7 protein-coding genes are annotated in these 24,363 nt (G+C 56.2%); all 7 read left to right on the plus strand.

The features are described 5' to 3' along the window. Positions 1-88 precede the first annotated feature (88 nt). The 7 genes from BV494_RS05430 (at position 89) to BV494_RS05465 (ending at position 24,290) form a co-directional block, all read left to right on the plus strand. Positions 89-16,294, plus strand: coding sequence for an Ig-like domain-containing protein (locus BV494_RS05430; RefSeq protein WP_104921927.1), 16,206 nt, complete (start codon positions 89-91; stop codon positions 16,292-16,294). Between the two features lie 108 nt (positions 16,295-16,402). Continuing rightward, on the plus strand, positions 16,403-18,583 hold the full coding sequence (locus tag BV494_RS05435) for a type I secretion system permease/ATPase (protein WP_104924715.1): 2,181 nt from the start codon (positions 16,403-16,405) through the stop codon (positions 18,581-18,583). Further along, on the plus strand, positions 18,580-19,755 hold the full coding sequence (locus tag BV494_RS05440; RefSeq protein WP_104921928.1) for an HlyD family type I secretion periplasmic adaptor subunit: 1,176 nt from the start codon (positions 18,580-18,582) through the stop codon (positions 19,753-19,755). The genes BV494_RS05435 and BV494_RS05440 overlap by 4 nt, the downstream gene beginning before the upstream one ends. A 287-nt stretch (positions 19,756-20,042) precedes the next feature. After that, positions 20,043-20,522, plus strand: coding sequence for an Hcp family type VI secretion system effector (locus tag BV494_RS05445; RefSeq protein WP_104921929.1), 480 nt, complete (start codon positions 20,043-20,045; stop codon positions 20,520-20,522). A gap of 8 nt (positions 20,523-20,530) precedes the next feature. Continuing rightward, positions 20,531-21,409: a hypothetical protein gene (locus BV494_RS05450; RefSeq protein ID WP_192938079.1), complete on the plus strand. Its 879-nt coding sequence runs from the start codon at positions 20,531-20,533 to the stop codon at positions 21,407-21,409. A 38-nt stretch (positions 21,410-21,447) separates the two neighbouring features. Next, a complete protein-coding gene (locus BV494_RS05455) occupies positions 21,448-21,861 on the plus strand; it encodes a hypothetical protein (protein ID WP_226790037.1) in 414 nt (137 codons plus the stop codon). Positions 21,862-22,967: 1,106 nt separating this feature from the next. After that, entirely contained in the window at positions 22,968-24,290 is a 1,323-nt protein-coding gene (locus BV494_RS05465; RefSeq protein WP_104921931.1) for a methyl-accepting chemotaxis protein, read from the plus strand. Positions 24,291-24,363 lie beyond the last annotated feature (73 nt).

Below are 24,363 nucleotides of genomic sequence, written 5' to 3' on the forward strand. Positions count from 1 at the left end.
ATTTTCAGTTATTTAAAAAAGTAACCAATAGCATTCAGTTGCATTGGAATAACACCTATCGGGAATAATAAGGATAAAGGAAAATATCATGAGCAGAGTCATGGATATAGTCTCTCGTAAGACATCATTGATAAATGAGTTTACTGCACAAGGGAATACTGCTGTTGCGATGAATGAATCGGGCATTGTCGTTATTCATGGCTCAGCAAAAGCGGTAGCCAGTTATGAACGCAGCGGCAATGACCTGATTATTCATATGAAAGACGGCTCGGTCATTCGTTGTGCAGGGTATTTCGAGAATATCGGGCAGGATGACGAGAATAAACTGGTCTTTCAGGATGAAAATCAGGGGCTGACGGAAGTCAGCTTCCCGGATGCTGCCGTCGCTCATGATACGCCTGCCTTTGCCCTTAATGCGGTTGAAACCCCGCTTTCAGGCATTGAAACGCTGCTGCTGAGCGGCACCGAAGTCACGGTCGAATGGCCGTATTTGCTCGCGGGCGTGCTTGGCGCGGGTGCCGTTGGCGCGTTGCTGGGGCACGGCGGCGGCGGCACGGACGAAAAGACAAAAGTTATTGATAACACCAAAGATGTTGAAGTCGCGCAGCCGACGTTTCTGGTCACCGATACGCAGGGCGACAAGCAGGGCATTCTTGCCGATCAGGACGTGACCGACGATACGCGCCCGACGTTTACCGGTACCGGTTATCCGGGTGCAGATATCGCCATCCTGGACACCAGCGGCAACATCATTGCCACGGCAGTGGTCGGCGCAAACGGGCAGTGGACCGCTCAGCTGGCAGTACAGTCTGCCGGCATACACACCTACATTGTGGTGCAGGAAAGCAACGGTTCCACCACCACGGCGGGCACCATTACGCTGAACGTGGTGACGACCACCGCGGCCCTGACTATCGACACCATCGCGGGTGACAACGTGCTGAATGCCGCAGAAGCGGCGGCAGATGTGACGATTTCTGGCAAAAGTGACAACCTGGCCGCAGGCACCACGGTCACCGTGACCCTGAATGGCGCAAGCTGGCAAACCACCGTGGGCGCAGACGGCGCATGGTCAGTCAGTGTTCCACAGGCCAGTGCCAGCGCACTGCTCAATGGCGTGTATTCCGTGCAGGTCAGCGGCGTTGATACGGCGGGCAATACCGTCACTTCAACTTCCACCCTGAATGTTGATACCCAGCCTCCTTCGCTGACTATCGGCACGCTGGCGGGCGATAACGTTCTTAATGCGGCCGAAGCGGGCGCAGACGTTGTGCTGAGCGGCACGTCAACGGCGCAAGCGGGTCAGGTCGTCACCATTACCCTGAACGGCCAGACCTACAGCGCCACCGTCGGCGCAGACGGCAACTGGTCAGTGAACGTACCCGGGGCACAGGCAGGCGCACTGCAGGACGGGAATGTCACCGTCAGCGCGTCAGTCAGTGATGCAGCAGGTAACAGCACGTCCACCACGCAGAATTTACTTGTCGATACCACGGTTCCGGTGATCACCATCAACACCATTGCCGGGGACAATATCCTTAACAGCGCCGAGCAGACGCAGGCGCAAATCGTCAGCGGCACCAGCACCGGCGCAGAAGCGGGCGATACAGTCACGCTGATCGTCAACGGCCAGACTTACACCACAACGCTGGCGGCGGATGGCTCATGGAGCATCGGTTTACCGGCGTCCGTGTTCAGCGCCGTGGCCGATGGCAGTTACCCGATCAGCGTCAGTATTACCGATAAAGCGGGCAATACCGGCTCGCAGAATACTGCCGTACTGGTGTCTTCAGAAACCCCTGAACTGGCGATCAATACCGTTGCGCTTGACGATGTGATTAACGCCATTGGGAAAGGCGACGCGCTGATCATCACCGGCACCAGCAACAGCGCCGACGGCACGCCGGTCAGCCTGACGCTCAACGGTGTGACTTACTCCGGCACCATCAGCGGCGGAAACTGGTCCGTGACCGTACCGGCCTCCGATGTTTCAAAACTGGGTGAAGCGACCTATACGCTTTCCGCCACCAGCACGGACGCCGAGGGTAATACCGGCAACACGACGCACAACGTCCTCGTGGATTCTGCGCTTCCGGTCGTGACTATCGCCGTGACGGCGGGCGACAACATTATTAATGCCACTGAAATTGAATCCGCGCAGATTGTCAGCGGGAAAGTCTCGAATGCCGCAGCCGGTGATGTTGTCACGGTTACCGTGGGTGGTCATTCCTACACGACTACGGTTCAGAATGACCTGAGCTGGAGCGTCAGCGTGCCTTCGGCTGACCTGAAAGGCTTTGGCGACGGCGACCTGAATATCACGGCCAGCGTCACCAATCAGAATGGCAATACCGGCACCGGTGAGCGCGAAATCAACATCGACGCCGGTCTGCCGGGTCTGCGCATCGACACCGTTGCGGGCGACGATATCGTCAACAGCATTGAAATTAATCAAAACCAGATCATCAGCGGCACCAGCTCGGATATCGCGGCGGGCAGCAGTGTCACCGTAACGGTGAACGGAATTGATTACCAGGCAACCGTCGGCGCGAACGGCGCATGGTCTGCGGCCGTTCCGGCGGCGGATGTGGCGAACTGGCCAGCGGGTCAGTTAGCGATCAGCGTGACCGGCTCTGATGTGTCGGGCAACAGCGTAACGATCTCCAATAACGTGACCGTGGATCTGAGCAGCGTGGCGATTTCGGTCGATACCATCGCGGCAGACGACATCATTAATGCCGCTGAAAAAGCGGCAGATCTCACCTTGACCGGCACCACGAACAACGTGGAAGCAGGCCAGACCGTGACCGTGAACTTCGCAGGCCACAATTACACCGCACAGGTTCAGGCCGACGGCAGCTGGAGCGTCACCGTTCCGGCGGGCGACATGACTTCGCTGAAAGACGGCGACGTAACCGCAACCGTCAGTGTCACCAATGTGGCAGGCAACAGCGCGAGCGCGGCGAATACCGCGGAAGTCGACGCGTCTGCGCCAACGCTGACCCTCAACGTGATTGCCGGTGACAATGTGCTGAACAGCGCGGAAGCGGGCGCGGACGTTGTGCTGAGCGGCACGTCGACTGCCGAAGCGGGTCAGACGGTGACGATTACACTCAACGGCCAGACCTACACCGCGACCGTTGAGGCGGACGGCACCTGGAGCACCTCCGTTCCGGCAGCCGACGCGGCAGCAATGGCTGACGGCACCTATCCGGTCAGTGCGGTTGTCACCGATATCGCAGGCAACGGCGCAAGCGCCAGCGGTTCTTTGCTGGTGGATGTGACTGCGCCAACGCTGACCATCAACACCATTTCCGGCGACGACATTATTAACGCGCAGGAACATCAGCAGAACCTGATGGTCTCCGGCAGCAGCACCAGCGTGCCTGCGGGCGGGCTGGTGACGGTCGAAATCAACGGCGCAACGTACACCGCAGTAGTCGACGCACAGGGCAACTGGAGCACCGGCGTTCCGGCGTCAGCGGTCAGTGCGATGACCGACGGTAGCTACACCGTCACAGCCAGCGTGAAAGACGCGGCGGGCAACGATGGCGCGGCGTCGCACGCGGTTACCGTGGACACCGTTTCTCCGGTGCTGAGCATCAACACCGTGGCGGCAGACGACGTCATTAACGCCGTCGAAAAAGGCGAAGCACTGACCGTCAGCGGCACCAGCGACGGCGCGGACGGCACCACCGTCACGTTGAACTTCAACGGCCAGAACTACACCGCAACCGTATCCAACGGCGCATGGACGCTGAACGTTCCGGCTGCCGATGTCGCAAAACTCGGCGAAGCGGATTACACACTGACCGCCAGCAGCACCGACGCGGCGGGTAATACCGGCAACACCACGCATGTGGTGCTGGTGGACAGTTCACTGCCGACCGTGAGCATCAATCCGGTGGCGACCGATAACGTCATCAACGCGGCCGAAATCAACGCGGATCAGCTGATCGGTGGCAAGGTGACCAATGCGGCGGCAGGCGACGTTGTCACCATCACGCTCGGCGGCAAGTCTTATACGGCAACGGTTCAGGATGACCTGAGCTGGAGCGTCAGCGTGCCTTCGGCTGATCTGAAAGGCTTTGGCGACGGCGATTTGACCGTCAGCGCTTCTGTTACCAATCAGCACGGCAACACCAACAGCAGCGAGCGCGAAATCAACATCGACGCCGGTCTGCCGGGTCTGCGCATCGATACGGTTGCAGGCGACGATATCGTCAACAGCATTGAAATTAATCAAAACCAGATCATCAGCGGCACCAGCTCGGACATCGCGGCGGGCAGCAGCGTCACCGTGACGGTGAACGGAATTGATTACCAGGCAACGGTCGGCGCGAACGGCGCATGGTCTGCGGCCGTTCCGGCGGCGGATGTGGCGAACTGGCCAGCGGGTCAGTTAGCGATCAGCGTCACCGGCTCTGATGTATCGGGCAATACCGTCACCATTTCCAACAACGTGACCGTCGATCTGAGCAGCGTGGCGATTTCGGTCGATACCATCGCGGCAGACGACATCATTAACGCAGCGGAAAAAGCGGCAGATCTCACCCTGACCGGCACCACGCAAAACGTGGAAGCAGGCCAGACCGTGACCGTGAACTTCGCGGGCCACAATTACACCGCACAGGTTCAGGCCGACGGCAGCTGGAGCGTCACCGTTCCGGCGGGCGACATGACGTCCCTGAAAGACGGCGACGTGACCGCAACCGCGAGTGTCACGAACGTGGCAGGCAACAGCGCGAGCGCGGCAAACACCGCAGAAATCGATGCGTCTGCGCCAGTGCTGACCATAAATGTGATCGCCGGTGACAACGTGCTGAACAGCGCGGAAGCGGGTGCGGACGTTGTGCTGAGCGGCACGTCTACCGCCGAAGCGGGTCAGGTTGTCACGATCACGCTGAACGGCCAGACCTACACCGCGACCGTGGCGGCGGACGGTACCTGGAGCACGGCCGTTCCGGCGGCAGATGCGGCGGCAATCGCTGACGGCACCTATTCCGTGAGCGCAACGGTGACTGACATTGCCGGTAACGGCGCAAGCGCGACCGGCTCATTGCTGGTTGACGTCACCGCGCCAACGCTGACCATTAACACGATTTCCGGCGACGACATTATCAACGCGCAGGAGCTTCAGCAGAACCTGATGATCTCCGGCAGCAGCACCGGCGTGCCTGCGGGCGGGCTGGTGACGGTTGAAATCAACGGCGCAACGTACACCGCAGTGGTCGACGCACAGGGCAACTGGAGCACCGGCGTTCCGGCGTCTGCGGTCAGCACACTGACCGACGGTAGCTACACCGTCACAGCCAGCGTAAAAGACGCGGCGGGCAACGACGGCGCGGCGTCTCACGCCATTACCGTCGATACCGTTTCTCCGGTGCTGAGCATCAATACCGTGGCGGCAGACGACGTGATCAACGCCGTCGAAAAAGGCGAAGCGCTGACCGTCAGCGGCACCTCGGATGGCGCTGACGGCACCACCGTTACCCTGAACTTCAACGGTCAGAACTACACCGCAACCGTATCCAACGGCGCATGGACGCTGAACGTTCCGGCTGCCGATGTCGCAAAACTCGGCGAAGCGGATTACACACTGACCGCCAGCAGCACCGACGCGGCGGGTAACACCGGCAACACCACGCATGTGGTGCTGGTGGACAGTTCACTGCCGACCGTGAGCATCAATCCGGTGGCGACCGATAACATCATCAACGCAACGGAAATTAACGCGGATCAGATGATCAGCGGCAAGGTCACCAATGCGGCAGCAGGCGACGTTGTCACCATTACGCTCGGCGGCAAGTCATACACCGCCACGGTTCAGGGCGACCTGAGCTGGAGCGTGAGCGTGCCTTCGGCCGACCTGAAAGGCTTCGGCGACGGCGACCTGAATATCACGGCCAGCGTCACCAATCAGAATGGCAATACCGGCACCGGTGAGCGCGAAATCAACATCGATGCTGGTCTGCCGGGTCTGCGCATCGACACGGTGGCGGGCGACGACATCGTCAACAGCATTGAAATTAATCAAAACCAGATCATCAGCGGCACCAGCTCGGATATCGCGGCAGGCAGCAGCGTGACTGTCACCGTTAACGGCATCGATTATCAGGCTACCGTTGGCGCAAACGGCGCATGGTCCGCGGCCGTTCCGGCGGCTGACGTGGCGAACTGGCCAGCGGGTCAGTTAGCGATCAGCGTGACCGGCTCCGACGTATCCGGCAACAGCGTGACGATCTCCAACAACGTGACCGTCGATCTGAGCAGCGTGGCGATCTCCGTGGATACCATCGCGGCAGACGACATCATTAATGCGGCAGAAAAAGCGGCAGATCTGACGCTGACCGGCACCACGCAGAACGTGGAAGCAGGCCAGACCGTGACCGTGAACTTCGCGGGTCACAATTACACCGCACAGGTTCAGGCTGACGGCAGCTGGAGCGTCACCGTTCCGGCGGGCGACATGACGTCCCTGAAAGACGGCGACGTGACCGCAACCGCGAGTGTCACGAACGTGGCAGGCAACAGCGCGAGCGCGGCAAATACGGCGGAAGTGGATGCGTCTGCACCGGTCGTGACGATCAATAGCATCAGCGCAGGCGACGTGCTGAGCGCGGTTAATGCCGGTACAGATGTTGTGCTGAGCGGCACATCAACGGCGCAGGCGGGCCAGACGGTGACCATCGTGATGGGCAGCGAGACGTTCACCGCCACTGTGGCGGCGGACGGCACCTGGACCACCAGCGTCGCGAACACCGTATTCTCCGGTCTGAATGACGGTTCTTACACACTGACCGCCAGCGTTACCGATATTGCAGGCAACCCGGCGACGGCGACCGGCACTGCGCAAGTTGATCAGACCGCGCCTGTCGTCACCGTCAACGTGGTGGCGGGCGATAACGTCATTAACAGCACCGAACACGGGCAGGCGCAGGTGATCAGCGGCACCGTCACCGGCGTGGACACCGGCACTGTCGTGACCGTGACCCTTAATGGCGTGAATTATTCCGCTATCAGCGATGCCAGCGGCAAGTGGAGCATCGGCGTTCCGGCTGACGTGGTCAGCGGTCTGACGGACGGCAGCTACACCGTTGCCGCCTCGGTTACCGATCTGGCCGGAAATACCGGTTCTGCGAGCCAGAATGTTGTGGTCAATACCACCGCACCTGTCTTTGTTATCAATGACATGGCGGGCGGCGATAACGTACTGAATGCCACCGAAGCCCTGACCACGCTGACCGTTACAGGTACGGTGACCGGGCTTGCGGACGGCGCGCAGGTGATTGTGACGCTGAACGGCCTGAACTATACGGGCACCGTCAACGGCGGCGTGTGGAGTGCCGATATTCCGGCCAGCGCGCTGGCGAATCTGGGGCAGGCGCTTTATCAGGTCAGCGTCAGCGGCACCGACGTGAATGGCAACACCGGCTCTGTGTCTAAAGGGCTGCAAACGGCTTCTGATAATCCTTCCGTCACCATCAATACGGTAGCGGGCGATGACGTGATTAATGCGACCGAAGTGACGCAGGATCAGGTGATCAGCGGTTCCGTCACGCATGCAGAAGCCGGCCAGACGGTCACCGTGACCGTCGGCGGGAAAACCTATACGGCGCAAGTGCAGAGCGATTTTACCTGGAGCATTACCGTTCCTGCGGCCGATCTTGCCGCGATGGGCGACGGCAGCCTGAACATTTCCGCTAGCGTCACTAACGTGAGCGGTAATGAAGGTTCCGGCGATCGCAATATCGCGATCGATGCAGCGCTTCCGGGTCTGCGTATCGGCACGATTGCGGGCGACGATATCGTCAACAGCATTGAAATTAATCAGAACCAGATCATCAGCGGCACCAGCAACGGGCTGGCGGCGGGCAGCAGTGTCACCGTGACGGTGAACGGAATTGATTATCAGGCGACCGTCGGCGTGAACGGCAACTGGTCTGCGCCGGTTCCGGCAGCGGACGTGGCGAACTGGCCTGCCGGTGAGCTGGCCATTTCCGTCACCGGCGTCAGCCAGGCCGGGAACAGCGTGACAATCAGCAACACCATCACGGTGGATCTGAGCAGTGTCAGCATTGCTATCGACGCGGTGTCTGCGGACAACATGCTGAATGCGGCCGAGAAAGCGGCGGATCTGACCCTGAGCGGCACCACGCAAAACGTGGAAGCCGGGCAGAATGTGACGGTGATTTTCGCCGGTCACCGCTACACCGCGCAGGTACAGACTGACGGCTCCTGGAGCCTGAGAGTTCCGGCTGCGGACATGACTAACCTGAAAGACGGCGACACGTCCGTGAGCGTCAGCGTGACCAACACGGCGGGTAACAGCGCCAGTGCTGCGCAGGATGTGACGGTCGATACCCTTGCGCCGACGATCACGATGAACACTATTGCCGGTGACAACGTGCTGAACAGCGCGGAAGCGGGCGCGGACGTTGTCCTGAGCGGCACGTCTACCGCTGAAGCGGGTCAGACGGTCACGATTACACTCAACGGCCAGACCTACACCGCGACCGTTGCGGCAGACGGCACCTGGAGCACGGCGGTTCCGGCAGCAGATGCGAAAGCAATGGCTGACGGCACCTATTCGGTCAGTGCAGTTGTCAGCGATATCGCAGGCAACGGTGCGACCGCGACCGGCTCATTGCTGGTGGATGTCACCGCCCCGACGCTGACCATCAACACTATTTCCGGCGACGATATTATTAACGCGCAGGAGCTTCAGCAGAACCTGATGATCTCCGGCAGCAGCACCGGCGTTCCGGCGGGTGGTCTGGTGACGATTGAGATCGACGGCAAGACCTACACGGCGGCGGTGGATGCTCAGGGCAACTGGAGCACTGGCATTCCGGCGTCTGCGGTCAGCACAATGACCGACGGCGGTTACACTGTCACGGCGACCGTGAAAGATGCCGCGGGCAATGACGGCGCAGCGACACATGCGGTGACCGTCGATACTGTTTCTCCGGTGCTGACGATTAACACCGCCGCCGCGGATGACGTGATCAACGCCGTCGAAAAAGGCGAAGCACTGACCGTCAGCGGTACCAGCAATGGTGCGGACGGCACGGTGGTTACCCTGAACTTCAACGGCCAGAACTACACCGCAACCGTCACTAACGGCGCATGGACGCTGAACGTTCCGGCCGCAGACGTCGCAAAACTGGGCGAAGCGGATTACACCCTGACCGCCAGCAGCACCGACGCGGCGGGTAATACCGGTAATGCAACGCACGTTGTGCTGGTCGACAGCTCGCTGCCTTCCGTGAGCATCAGCCCTGTGGCGACCGATAACGTCATCAACGCGACGGAAATCAACGCGGATCAGCTGATCGGCGGCAAGGTGACCAATGCTGCGGCAGGTGACGTTGTCACCATTACGCTCGGCGGGAAAACCTACACTGCCACGGTTCTGGGCGATCTGAGCTGGAGCGTGAGCGTGCCTTCGGCTGACCTGAAAGGCTTCGGCGACGGCGATCTGACCGTCAGCGCTTCTGTTACCAATCAGCACGGCAACACCAACAGCAGCGAGCGCGAAATTGCCATCGACGCCGGTCTGCCGGGTCTGCGCATCGACACTGTTGCAGGCGACGACATCGTCAACAGCATTGAAATTAATCAAAACCAGATCATCAGCGGCACCAGCACGGATATCGCGGCGGGCAGCAGCGTAACCGTGACCGTTAACGGCGTGGCTTACCAGGCGACCGTTGGTGCAAACGGCGCATGGTCCGCGGCCGTTCCGGCAGCGGATGTGGCGAACTGGCCAGCGGGTCAGTTAGCGATCAGCGTCACCGGCTCTGACGTATCGGGCAACAGCGTAACGATCTCCAATAACGTGACCGTTGATCTGAGCAGCGTGGCGATCTCCGTCGATACCATCGCGGCGGACGACATCATTAATGCAGCCGAAAAAGCGGCGGATCTCACCCTGACCGGCACCACGAACAACGTGGAAGCAGGCCAGACCGTGACCGTGAACTTTGCGGGTCACAATTACACCGCACAGGTTCAGGCAGACGGCAGCTGGAGCGTCAAAGTTCCGGCGGGCGATATGACTGGCCTGAAAGACGGCGACGTGACGGCAACTGCCAGCGTGACTAACGTGGCAGGCAACAGCGCGAGCGCGGCGAATACGGCGGAAGTCGATGCGTCTGCGCCAGCGCTGACCCTCAACGTGATCGCCGGTGATAACGTGCTGAACAGCGCGGAAGCGGCGGCAAACGTTGTGCTGAGCGGGACGTCGACTGCCGAAGCGGGTCAGATTGTGACGATTACGCTGAACGGCCAGACCTACACCGCAACAGTCGCGGCGGACGGCACCTGGAGTACGTCCGTTCCGGCGGCCGTGGCTTCGGCTCTGGCGGACGGCACCTACGCGATCAGTGCAACCGTTACTGATATTGCTGGCAACGGTGCCAGCGCCAGCGGTTCGCTGCTGGTGGATGTCACCGCGCCTGTTGTTACGGTTAACACCGTGGCGGGCGACGATGTGCTGAACACCGCAGAACACGGGCAGGCGCAGGTGATTACCGGCGGCAGCACCGGCACCGTGCCGGGCAACGTGGTGACGCTGGTGATTGACGGCCATACCTACAGCACCGTCGTGGATGCCAGCGGCAACTGGAGCATCGGCGTTCCGGTCAGCGTGATTCAGGGTCTGGCGTCTGGTGACACCACGTTTGCGGTCAGCATTACCGACAGCGCGGGCAACACCGGCAGCCGCGATCACGTGATCACCGTGAACACCAACGCGGTCAGCCTGAGCATCGACACGATTGCGCAGGACGACATCATCAATGCGGCGGAAAAAGGCACCAGCCTGACGATTACCGGCGGCAGCGATATGCTGGTTTCCGGTACCGAAGTGACCGTGATGCTGAACGGGAAAAGCTACACCGCGAGTGTGGATGCCACCGGCCACTGGACGCTGAGCGTTCCGGCAGCCGATATGGCGGCCATCACCGACGGCAATTACAGCGTCACGGCCAGCGCCAGCGATGCGACCGGCAATCCGGCCAATGCCACGCACAACGTGGTGGTCGATACCACGCCACCAGCGCTGCTGATTAACCCGGTGACGGCCAGCGGGATGTTAAACGCGGTCGAACTCGGCCAGCCGCTGACACTCAGCGGGACGTCCACGGCGCAGGCCGGTCAGACGGTCACCGTGACGTTCAACAATGAAACGTACACCACTACCGTGAATGCCAATGGCACCTGGTCGGTGAATATCCCTGCGGTGGACGTTGCCGCGCTGCCGGACGGTTCGCTGCCGGTCAGCGCCAGCGTCAACGACGTGGCGGGAAATCCGGCGTCAGCCAGCACCTCTGTTCTGGTCGATACCGTGGCACCGATGCTGACCATCAGCACCATTGCCGGTGATGACGTTATCAACACCACCGAGCAGCTGGCGGGTCAGACCCTCAGCGGCACAACAACAGCGGAAGCGGGCCAGGTTGTCACCGTGACGTTCAACAATCGCGAATACCACGCGACCGTGACGTCCACCGGCACCTGGAGCGTGAACGTTCCTGCGGCTGATTTTAACGGCGCGACCGACGGCAGTTACACCGTCAGCGCCAGCGTCAGCGATGTGGCGGGGAACCCGGTAACGGGCAGTTCGGTGGTCACGCTGAACGGTGCAGTGCCGGAAATCACCATCAACACCTTCGCAGCGGACGATGTGGTTAACGCCGCAGAACACGGCACGTCGCTGGCGGTTACCGGAACCTCGACGGCTCCGGCCGGTTCAACGGTGACGGTGACCCTCAACGGTCAGAGCTATACCGCACAGGTTCAGAATGACCAGAGCTGGACGCTGAACCTGAGCGCCAATGCGGTGAGCGCGCTGGTGGATGGCGATAACTATGCCATCACGGCGTCGGTGACCAACAGCATCGGCAATACCGGCACGGCGATGCATGAGATTGCGGTCGATACCTCAGCGCCGTCCATGACCATCACCATTGATTCGGTGAGCGATGACACGGGCCGCAGCAACAGTGATTTCGTGACCAGCGACACCACGATCACGCTCCACGGCTCGCTTTCTGCGGCACTGGGTAATGACGAGTCTGCGCAAATCAGCCTGGACGGCGGGTTGACCTGGGTCACGCTGACCGTGACCGGCACCACCTGGAACTATGCGCAGGGAAGCGCGCTGACAGACGGCAGTTACAGCTACACCGTGCGGGTGATTGATGCCGCGGGTAACGTCGGGTCTTCCGCGTCGCAGACGGTGGTGATTGACACCGTGGCACCAAACGCCAGCCAGTCCATCAGTATCGATGCGATTTCGCAGGATACCGGCCTGAGCAGCACTGACTTTATTACCAGCGACACCACGCTCAACCTGCGCGGTACGTTGGGCGCGGCGCTGGGTGCGGATGAATATGCGCAAATCAGTCTCGACGGTGGCAACACCTGGGCTGACGTGAGCATCAGCGGGCTGACCTGGACGTATATCGACGGTCGCACGCTGACCGACGGGGATTACAACTACCAGGTGCGCGTGGTCGATCTGGCCGGAAACGTCGGGGCGACGGCAAGTCAGGTGGTTACCGTGGATACCACCGCACCGGACAGCAGCAAAACCATCAGCATTGATGCGATCAGCACCGATACCGGTCTGAGCAGCAGTGACTTTATCACCAGCGATACCTCGCTGACCGTCACCGGTACGCTGGGTAAAACGCTGGCCGCCGATGAAGTGGTGCAGGTAAGCGTTGACGGCGGTCTGACGTGGGCGAATGCGACCACAATCGGCACCGGCTGGACATTTGCCGATGGCCGCACGCTGACCGACGGGGATTACACCTACAACGTCCGCGTGGTGGATACCGCCGGGAACGTCGGCAATGTGACCTCGAAAGTGGTCACCGTCGATACCGTTGCGCCGGACAGCAGCAAAACCGTGACCATCGACAGCATCAGCACCGATACCGGTATTTCTGCCAGCGATTTTGTGACCAGCGATACCTCGCTGACCGTCACCGGATCCATCGGTGCGGCGCTGGGCGCAGGCGAAGTGGTGCAGATCAGCGTCGATAACGGCGCGACCTGGACCACCGTCTCGCTGTCCGGCAGCACCTGGACATACACCGACGGTCGCACGCTGACCGACGGCCAGACGCTTTATCAGGTTCGCGTGGTGGATCAGGCCGGAAACGTTGGCCAGACCGCGCAGCAGGTGGTGACCATTGACACCACAGCACCGACGCAAACTATCACGATCAGCGCGATCAGCAACGATACGGGCGATTACGCGAACGACTTCATCACCAGCGATAACACGCTGACGATGTCGGGCACATTGAGCGCGACGCTGGCGACCGACGAAAGGGCGCAAATCAGCCTCGACGGCGGTTTCACCTGGAGTGACGTGGTCGTCAACGGGCAACTGTGGAGCTACGACGCAACCGGCACTGTTCTTGCTGATGGCAATTACAACGTGCAGGTTCGGGTGATCGATCAGGCCGGTAACACCGGTACCGTCGGCAGCCAGACCGTGGTGATTGATACGCTGAACCCGGAAGCGGTAGCGAGCATCGTTCAGTATTCCGATGATGAAGGCGACCGTAAAGGATCGTTCGGTTCCGGCACCTACACCGATGAAACCGCACCAACCCTGAGCGGTACGCTGAGCAAGGCGCTGGCTGACGGCGAAGTGCTGAAAATCTACCGCAACGGCGTGTTTGTCGGCGTCGCGACGGTGGTCGGTCTGGCCTGGACCTTCTCCGATTCCGCGCTGGCGGACGGCACTTACGTGTACGTGGCAAGAGCGCAGGATCTGGCAGGAAATACCACGCCATCCGGCGATTTCACCCTGACGGTGGATACCTCGATTCCAACCACGATTGCCACCGTGACGGCAGGATCCACTCAGGATACGACACCGATCATCAGCGGAACGTTGTCCGAAGCGCTGGGCGAAGGCATGTATGTTCAGGTGGTGGTGAAGGGCGTGACGTACACGTCAGAACCGGGCGGTGCGGTGGTTGTCGATCCGCTGAACCATACCTGGTATTTACAGGTTCCAGGTGCGCTGGGGCTGGCAAGTTATGATGTTACGGCGCAGGTGCGCAGCAGTGCGGGTAACGGGAATGATGCAGGCATCAGTACCAGCGCCATCATTGTTTATGCCGAAACCGCCGTGGACACCAGTTGGGCGACGACAGCGGGTTCGACGTCCACCAACGCCATGGCGTTCAGTCTGAACAGCAGCGGTTTATGGAATATTGTCACCGGGATTTCGGACTACACCAGTTCCGGCCTGAACAGCTATGCCGGCACCACGTTAACCAACTCCCGCGGCAACATTGTGGTGAGTTACACGCTGGCGGATACCGACCGTAACGGTACGTCCGATATTTATGCGACGGAAACTAACTACGGCGGCAGCATTCAGGGTAAATGGACCGCGAACGCAGACGGCACGTACACCTACGGCCAGCAGGCGATCGGCACCACCATCTGGTACGGCGGCGTGATTGCCTATGACAAAACCGGCGACGGTTGGGTGGATCTGGCGTACGGCGATGCCGGGGGTGACTCACGCAGTTATCTGGTGAACAACAACGGCGTTCTGACCGCTGACGGCACCAACGGCGCGGCGGGTCTGGCGGGTGTGACTTACCGCGAAATCTCCGGCGTGGATATCAACAACGACGGTACGGTCGATATCGTTCAGCACACCAACCGTAATGGCGTCTACGCACTGACGGTGGTGAACAACAATGGCACCGGTACGCTGACGGAAACGCAAAGCATCGCTAACGTGTTTGTCCCGAATTCCGCAGACACCACTACCGCAGTGTCGATGACCTGGGCAGATTTCAACGGCGACGGCCTGATGGACTTGTACATCTCGACGGGGAGGACCTCCGCCGGCGCATACAACTACGGCGGCATGATTTACTACAACAATGGCGCGGGCGGGTTAAGCACCACACCAACGGCTGTGGAAACGGCAACGACCAGTTCTGCATCGGGCGGATACCTGTCGGCGGCCGTGGACTGGGACGGTGACGGTGATATGGACATCATCAAGTTCAGCACTTATTCCACCAGCCAGAAAGCCACGCTGTATCTGAACGACGGCACCGGTAAAGGCTGGACCAGCAGCGCACTGGCCTCTGCACTGGTCAACGTAACGGGGATTGCCACCCTCGACTACGACTGGAACGGGACGCAGGATCTGCTGGTCTCGCAGGCCAACGGCAAAGTGGTGTACATCGCCAACAACAGCACCATCGCTGACGGCACGGCGATTCACCTGCGCATTCTCGACGGCGAAGGAATGAACGTGTTCTACGGCAACACCGTGCAGCTGTACAACTCAGCCGGTCAGCTGGTGGCGTCGCAGATCATCAACGCCCAGTCGGGTATCGGGATTAACGATGCCTCGGCGCTGGTGAACTTCTACGGCCTGGATCCGAATGAAACCTATTCGGCGGTGCTGGTGCGCAACATCAACGGCGTGTCGTCCAATGAAACCTGGACTGACCTGACCGCGGGCGACGGCACCACCAGTTACTCGTTAACGGCGGATGCAGCAACCGGCGGCACCAGCGGCACGATCACCGGTACCGGCTACAACGATACGTTTATCGCGGAAAGCGGCACCTACGTGTACAACGGCTCCGGCGGCTGGAGCACCACGTCAGACCATGCGACGTGGAGCGCCACCGGCGGTGAGGACATCGTGGATTACCGTAATGCCACCAGTGGTATCACGGTGGATCTGAGCAGCAGTAACGCGCAGAACACCGGGTTCAACACGTCAACCTTCAGGAATATCGAAGGGATCGCCGGGTCGAACTTCGACGATACGATCACCGGCAGTTCTGGCGATAACGTGTTCAACGGCCGTGGCGGTAACGACACTTTCAACTTAGGCAACGGCGGGCACGACACGCTGCTGTACAAGCTGATTAACAGTGCCGACGCCACCGGCGGTAACGGTTCTGACACCATCAACGGCTTTACGGTCGGGACTTGGGAAGGCACGGCGAACTCAGACCGTCTGGATCTGAGCGAACTGTTGCAGTCGGGCGGTTACACCGGCACCGGTTCAGCAAGCTATGTCAACGGCGTGGCCACGCTGAACGCCTCGGCGGGCAACATCACCGATTATCTGTCGGTGACGACCGAAGGCAACAACACCGTCATCAAGATTGATATGGATGGCAGCGGTTCAGCACAGTCGATGACCACCATCGCCACGCTGACCAACGTGCATACCGATCTGGCGACGTTGCTGGCGAACCATCAGCTGATTGTCGGTTAATCAGCAGCGGAAAGCGGAGCAGGGGAAACTCTCTGCTCCGCCGACCCGGATGGCCTGTTTATGCGCCGGAATGTGCATAAAGGAAAACGAATTTAGGGAAGAATGATGATGAAAAAAGACACCATGTTAGAGAAAGGCTACACCGCGTGGCTCAAAGCCATGCTCGATATCGCGAAACACTACCGGCTGGATTACTCAGAAGAGCACGTGAAAACCACCGTTGCCTGGGAGATGGGCGCACCGGCAGACGTGATTCTTGATGAGATGGCAAAAAAACTGGGGCTGGGCCGCGTCACGCGTGACTTCCACCCGAACGATCTCGATCCGATGAGCGTGCCGTTCATCTTAATGCTCGACAACGGGCGGCTGGGCGTGGTGACACATCTGGACGCCAGCGGCCAGTGCGCCGTGCAATTTACCGAAGATCAGGGTCTGGAAACCACCCTGACATCAGAACAGCTGGCGGAACGCGCAAAAAGCATCACGCTTCTGCGTCCGCTGCACAGCATTCCCGATGCGCGCGTTGATAACTACATCAAGCCGTACAAGAAAAACTGGTTCTGGGATCTGGCACTGAAAGACTGGCGTCGTTACAGCGACATCATGCTGGCCTCGATGATTGCCAACGTGCTGGCGCTGGCGGGCATGTTGTTTTCCATGCAGGTTTACGACCGCGTGGTGCCGTCGCAATCCGTCCCGACCTTGTGGGTATTGTTTGGCGGCGTGATGCTGGCGATTACCTTTGAATTCGTGATGCGCATGGTGCGCGTCCATATTTCTGACGTGGTGGGGAAACGTGCCGATTTGCGCATCTCCGACCGCGTCTTTGGCCGTGCGCTGCGCATTAAAAACAGCGCACGCTCGAAATCCACCGGTTCCTTTATCTCGCAAATCCGCGAACTGGAATCCGTGCGCGAGCTGATCACCTCGACCACGCTGAGCGCGCTGTCGGACCTGCCATTCTTCCTGCTGTTCACCGTGATTTTGTGGATGATCGGCGGCCCGCTGGTGTTTGTGGTGTTACTGGCGCTGCCTTTGCTGCTGATCCCCGGCATCCTGATCCAGAGACCGCTGGCGAAACTGGCCAACGAAGGGATGCGCGAATCGGCGGTGCGTAATGCCTCGCTGGTGGAAGCGGTGGAGTCACTCGAAGACATCAAACTGATGCGCGCCGAGCAGCGTTTCCAGAACCAGTGGAACCACTGTAACGAAGTGTCTGCCGAAATCAGTATGCGTCAGCGTTTTCTGACCAGCCTGCTGATGACCTGGACGCAGGAAGTGCAGTCGATTGTGTACGCTGTCGTGCTGCTGGTGGGGTGCTATCTGGTGATGCAGGGCGACATGACCACCGGTGCGCTGGTCGGGACAACCATTCTGGCATCCCGCACCATTGCGCCGCTGGCGCAGATTTCCGGCGTGCTGTCGCGCTGGCAGCAGGCGAAGGTTGCGCGTAAAGGGCTGGATGAACTGATGCAACGCCCGATTGATCAGGAAAACGGCCAGAAGATGGTTCACAAGGCGCAGATCGCCGGTGAATACGCGATCAATGATGCGGTCTTCTATTACGACGAAGAAGCCAAAGCGGTGAATCTGGCGATTTCGCGTCTGAACATCAAACCGGGCGAGAAGATTGCCATTCTGGGCAAAAACGGCGCAGGCAAATCGACGCTCCTGCAAGTGCTGGCAGGCATGCAACAGGTTCAGCAAGGGCAGGTGGTGCTCGATAACGTCAACATCAAACAGATCGACCCGGCAGATTTACGCCGCGACGTGGCGCTCCACAACCAGCACGCGCGTCTGTTCTTCGGCTCAGTGCATGAAAACATCACCATGGGACGCCCGCAGGCGACCGACGAAGAAATCCATGAAGCGCTGGTCATCAGCGGCGCGCTGGCGTTTGTGCAGCAAAAAGAGGACGGCCTGAACTTCCTCATTCACGAAGGCGGCGTCGGGCTTTCCGGCGGGCAACGTCAGGCGCTTTTGCTGGCGCGTAACATCATCACGCAGCCGCAGGTTTTGCTGCTCGATGAACCGACCGCGTGGCTCGACGAGATTTCCGAGTGGAACCTGATTTCCCAGTTATCGACCTGGGGCAAAGACAAAACGCTGATTATTGCCACGCACCGTCTGGCGCTGCTGCAACTGGTGGATCGAATTATCGTCATGGATAACGGGCGTATTTCGCTCGACGGTAATAAGGATGAGATCCTGAACAAACACTTCAGGCCGAAAGGACAAACCGCTGCCGCCACCGCGAAACCGGCGACAAGCAAGGAGGCATCACAATGAAAAAGCCTAAACTCACGACCCGTCAGCGGACGGAAAAATCCCTGCCGCGCTCGACCATTCTGGTCTGGTCGGTATCGCTGATGCTTTTGTGTTTCTTCCTGTGGGCGAATTTTTACACGCTCGATGAAGTCACGACCGGCACCGGTAAAGTGATCCCGTCGTCGCACGAGCAGATTGTGCAGTCGCTGGAAGGCGGCATCGTTCACGCCATCGACGTGCAGGAAGGTGAAGTGGTGGAACGCGGGCAGCGGCTGGCGCAGCTTGATCGCACCAAAACCGAATCCGGCGTGCAGGAAAGCGTGGCGCGTTTACATGCCGCGCTGGCCACGGCGGCGCGTCTGACGGCGCAGATCAACAATACGCCGCTGACGTTCCCGGCAGAACTGGATGACGAACCGGAACTGGTGAAATCCGAAACCGAGCTGTACAACTCCAGCCGCAACAGCCTGGAGAAACAACTTTCCGGCCTGAAGCAGGGCGTTGCGCTTATCCGCCGCGAGCTTTCAATGACCACGCCACTGGTGAAACAGGGCGCGGCCAGCGACGTGGAAGTGCTGCGTCTGCAACGTCAGATTAACGAGATGGAAAGCAAAGCGACTGACCTGGAAACGCAATACAATGTGCGCGCCGGTGAGGAACTTGCCAAGGCGAATGCGGAGATCGAGGCGCAGCGCTCAGTGATTCTGGGGCGTAAAGACTCACTGAACCGCCTGGAATTCTTCTCACCGGTGAAAGGTATTGTCAAAAATATCGACGTCAATACCGTCGGCGGTGTGATCCCGCCCAACGGCAAACTGATGACGCTGGTGCCGATTGACGATCAGATGCTGGTGGAAGCGCAAATCTCCCCGCGCGACGTGGCATTCATCCACCCCGGCCAGAAAGCCAAGGTGAAAATCACCGCCTACGATTATTCCATTTACGGCAGTTTTGACGGCGAGGTAACAACGATTTCCCCGGACACCATTCAGGATGAAGTCCGCCGCGACGTGTACTATTACCGCGTCAACATTAAAACGCACGCCAACTATCTGGAAAATAAACACAAAGAGAAGTTCTATATCTTCCCCGGCATGATCGCCACGGTGGATATCAAGACCGGCAATAAAAGTATCCTCGATTACCTGCTGAAACCGCTGAACAAAATGAACGAAGCGATGCGGGAACGTTAATGACTGCGTAATACGAAACATAAAAACCCATGCGAAAGCGTGGGTTTTTTGTTTGTGGGGTTCTGGCGCTTATATCATTTCTGAAAATCCCATAAGATATTCTGGTAAACCGTGAATTTAAATTTTCAGACTAAGCAAATTAAACAATGAGGGTGTTTTTCAACAGCGCAGGGAAACTTATTCAATGATAGTTGGCATGTATTGTTCGGTTTTTTGTATTGATATATAGCATTTGTTTTGAGTGGGCGGTTGAGTTATAACTTCAGAAACTCAAAAGGGGTTATGGAATGGCTAATCAAATATATATGTCGGTCACAGGTGAGAAACAAGGACTGATATCTCAGGGATGTGGCACCTATGATTCAATGGGCAATAAATATCAGGTGTTGCACCAGGACCAAATATTCATATTGTCGTTATCGCATCACACACATCGTAATCAAAATGTTTGTCACCAACCACTGACTATCACCAAAATAATCGACAAATCTTCACCTTTATTTGGTATCGCCATCTCCAATAATGAGAAATTGCAATGCAACTTTGATATTTATCGGATTGATATCACGGGAAGAATCATGAAGTATTATTCGATAGAGCTTCGTGATGCTTTTCTGAGTGATGTCTCCGTTAATTTCCCGCATGCGATAGACCACAGTGATGCTCAACCTGAAGAGACGCTGATATTGATATTCAAAAGCATCACATGGCAGCACCATCAGGCTGGAACATCGGGTTACAGTTTCTGGCAAGACATTGTGATGTAGGGGACTATATGAGTAAACGTGAAGATATAACCACTGCAGTTTTAGGGAGTGCAATCGGTTTTGGCTTGGTTTACACCAAAGTATTAGGTTGGATAGACCTTGGTCATGCTCAGGGGAGTGATGCTCGCAAACTTCAAAGTAAGCTTCGTGAAGAAAAAGGAAGGAGTTTTTACCCTGAGCTAAATGAATGGTATTTTCCTGTTGATTATTATCAGGAAATGGCATTAAAAATACATAAATCAACACAAACTAATCTGTGGGCCGGCGTACATGCTCCATTAATGGTACGTTCGTGTTTGAGCTGGGAAATAAAAAAGCGAATTGCGCTGACCATTATGATGAAAACAGCCTCGAGATTCGAAGCCCTGCAGGATTCATCTTTGGTAAATTGGCGTACAGATAGCGGTTTTAGTGGGGAAGACTTGGTCTCGGATTTATTGGGGTTTTATAGAGTCTTTGGCGAAGGTATTGATCCACTTATATTGGCCCAACCCACTGAAATTTCTTATGGTAAATCTATATGGGATCATTACGGCCCGATAGGAAAATTCAAAAATAGGGGGTTTAGGCCCATATTGTTCCCTCAGCCCTCACCAGGTAAAACGTCAATACCTAGAATAGGTTACCTGCCAACTTGGTTAGACTACATTAAACCGCTCGGTGACTTATCTAATAACTATATATCTAATAGATATTTTAATCGGCCAAAAAAAGATCTCTTTGATGATGTCAATCGGATGAACAATGAGCTATATATTGCTTTAAGAAGAGGCTACCAGAAACCCAATGATCTTCACATGCCATCCCATTTTTATGTTCATCCGCATAATATTCCCGCGCCTGATTATTTTCATATAGGCGGTGATAGTCAATATCCAATATGGTGACGGAATGTTTTTTGATTAAATACAAGGGGAATGAAAATATGCGTAAATTGACAAAGTGGATTTGTGTAATGTTTGTAATGTTTTTTTTGTTTTTCGCATGGATAATAATTTCTTTTGGTTATGCTTTCGATGGCCGTGAATACAAAAAGTCGGACTGGTTTGATTATTATTATTTAACGCCTTCACTCATCAGAAATGCTCCGGCGGCATCGGAAAATGCGACATATCATGTAAGAGGAGGGGACGAACACCAAAATTTCGAAGAGGAAGTGGTTTGGTCTGGTGTAAAAGATGTTCCCCGTGCAGTAAAAGAATTGGATGCCTATTTAATAAATGAAGGTATTGATGTGGAAACTGAATACAAACAGGGGGCCGAGTATTTTGTATTACATTACAATGATGTGGTGGTATTGAAAATCTCAGATTGCATGGGGCCTTGTAATCGGTTTTAAATAACATTAAAACCTGAGAAGCCGAATCAGTAAAATCTGCCGTCTCGTTGGAAACGATATTTTCTTAAAATCACCGGGTTATTTTAACACCCCCTTCTTCATCGATAATGAAGTCAATGACATTGTCATCTTCATCATTTAAATAAAAATAAACCTTGCCCGTATAGGGTTCCCTATATTCAAATTTAATACTGTACATCAATTCGTTAACGGTAAACTCGGGATAGCAAGCACGAATGACATTCCGTACTTGCATATCTACCACCGGGGGTACTGACACAAAAAATGGCATTTTTAGCGCCTATCAGAATTTTCTTTTTATGGCATTAAACTATCTAAAATTTCACTTAAAGCAAAGAGATTTTGTAAAAGATTAAGAAGGCTCCGTTCAAAAGGGGGAGCGGGTCTGGAATGGGATAAAACCACTTTCTGTAATTTTACTAATTTTAAATAAAATCAGATAGTTAAAAGTGTTGCGCTGGGGCGAGAGTTAACCAACCATGAGTTATTACTCAAACCGTCCTCTTAACGCTGTTATTGGGCGTTTTGGAACTCAAATTTTAGTCATTTGAAGTTCAGGTTTAGGCATGAAGTAGGGGATCTCACGGAATGTAACCAGTTCATTCACGTTGGCCTGGTGTTTACAAACCCGGCACTCAATGGCAGATACGGTTTCAGAAGAGACGGACTCGGAAGAGGCAGTAAAGCGGTCACAGCCACACTTTTCACAGATGATTTTTATGTCAGGCATTTTAACTCTAAGAGCAAACGGTCAAATTAAGGAGAATATTAAGAATCATCCTATTTCAATGCAGAGTACAGCTATTTTTTCTTTCGAACCGAAAAGACAACCTAAAGAGTGCTGGAGATGACAAATCCTTTGAATTCGCGGGACGATCACAGCAGTTTCCCCGGGTCATACCAGGCGGAGATAACTTACTCGTATCAAGCGAGGGGCTGTAGTGATGAATCACTATCATGGGCGTGCATGACAAAAATAGTTTATGAGTTGAATTATAATAGGTATCAACTATCACACTAATAAATAATGTCGCGGAAGGAATTGCCGATAACCACTGCAGTCATTACTTCATACGGTACAACTGATGCGCCTGAGTACTTTTAAAAACGCTTTATCTGCTCTGTTACGTCTAAGAATTCCTGGCTCTGCTGCTTCATTCGAAGCACTTAGTAAGTCTATGCCAGTAATTGAATTTAGTGCCGAGGGGATAGTCCTGAGAGCCAGCCCGTTATTTCTTGCGACGATGAGTTATCGGGATGACGAAATCATGGGTTGTCACCACAGTATGTTCTGCCCGGATTCACTCGTGAACTCCCCTGAGTACAGGTTGTTTTGGCAGCGTCTGGCTGCGGGTGAAAGTTTTAATGATAAATATCTGCGATTGGCTAAAGGCGGGCGTTCCGTATGGCTTGAGGCCAGCTACATCCCGGTCACTGATTCTAAAGGCCGGGTCGTTAAAGTTGTTAAAATTGCAGCAGACATTTCTTCCCGAATGCAATCTGCCCTTGAACAAGAGTCAATTATCAACGCCATAAGTCGTTCGATGGCCGTGATTTCATTCACTCCCGGAGGAGAGGTTCTTGCCGCGAACGAAAACTTCCTTAAAACCACCGGTTACAAACTCGATGAAGTCAGGGGCCGGCATCATAAGATGTTTTGTTCCGAGGCTCTGTTCAAGAGTGAAGAGTACCGACACTTCTGGGAAAGGCTTAACCAGGGGGAATTTTTTTCTGGCCAGTTCCCACGACTTAACCGAAATGGGAAGGCCATTTGGCTCCGGGCTACTTATAATCCTGTCTTCAATAGCGATGGACAGCTTTATAAAATAGTGAAATTTGCTTCAGAAGTGACTGAGCAAGTCCTGCGTAACCAGCAGGAACACGATGCCGCAGTCCACGCATGGAATATGGCTATTCAAACCAGAGGGAGTGCTCAGGCGGGTGCCGGGGTTATTGAAGGAAGCATAAGGATTATTGATAAGATTGCAGAAGGTATGAACACGGTTTCCGATGATATATCTCTTCTTAACCGTCAGTCTGTCAGTATTGACGAAATAGTCGATACCATCCGAGGTTTTGCCACTCAGACCCGACTTATAGCATTAAATGCTGCCATTGAGGCTGCCCGTGCCGGAGCATCCGGAAGGAGTTTTGCGGTAGTGGCCGCAGAAGTCCGTAATCTGGCGGCCAGCGTTAGCATCGCTACAGAGGAAATTGAACGGGTGGTGAAAGACAACAATCAGCTCGCAAAAGAAGTCCTGAGAGGTATTGAAATTAGTCTTGAGAACACTTATCAGGGCGTCACACTCATGCGAAAGGCGGGTGAGGTGATGGCCAGTATCCAGAATGATTCAGAACGTGTAGAAGCGGCTGTAAAAAATGTTGCCAGTTCTGTGACTCTGAAATAGGGAATAGGAAAAACCTCTGTTAATGACTAATGCAATGCTTAACAAATTTTAGTCAATTGTTTTTTATGAAGAT

Origin of the sequence: Rahnella sikkimica (assembly GCF_002951615.1) — a bacterium.
Taxonomy (GTDB): domain Bacteria; phylum Pseudomonadota; class Gammaproteobacteria; order Enterobacterales; family Enterobacteriaceae; genus Rahnella; species Rahnella sikkimica.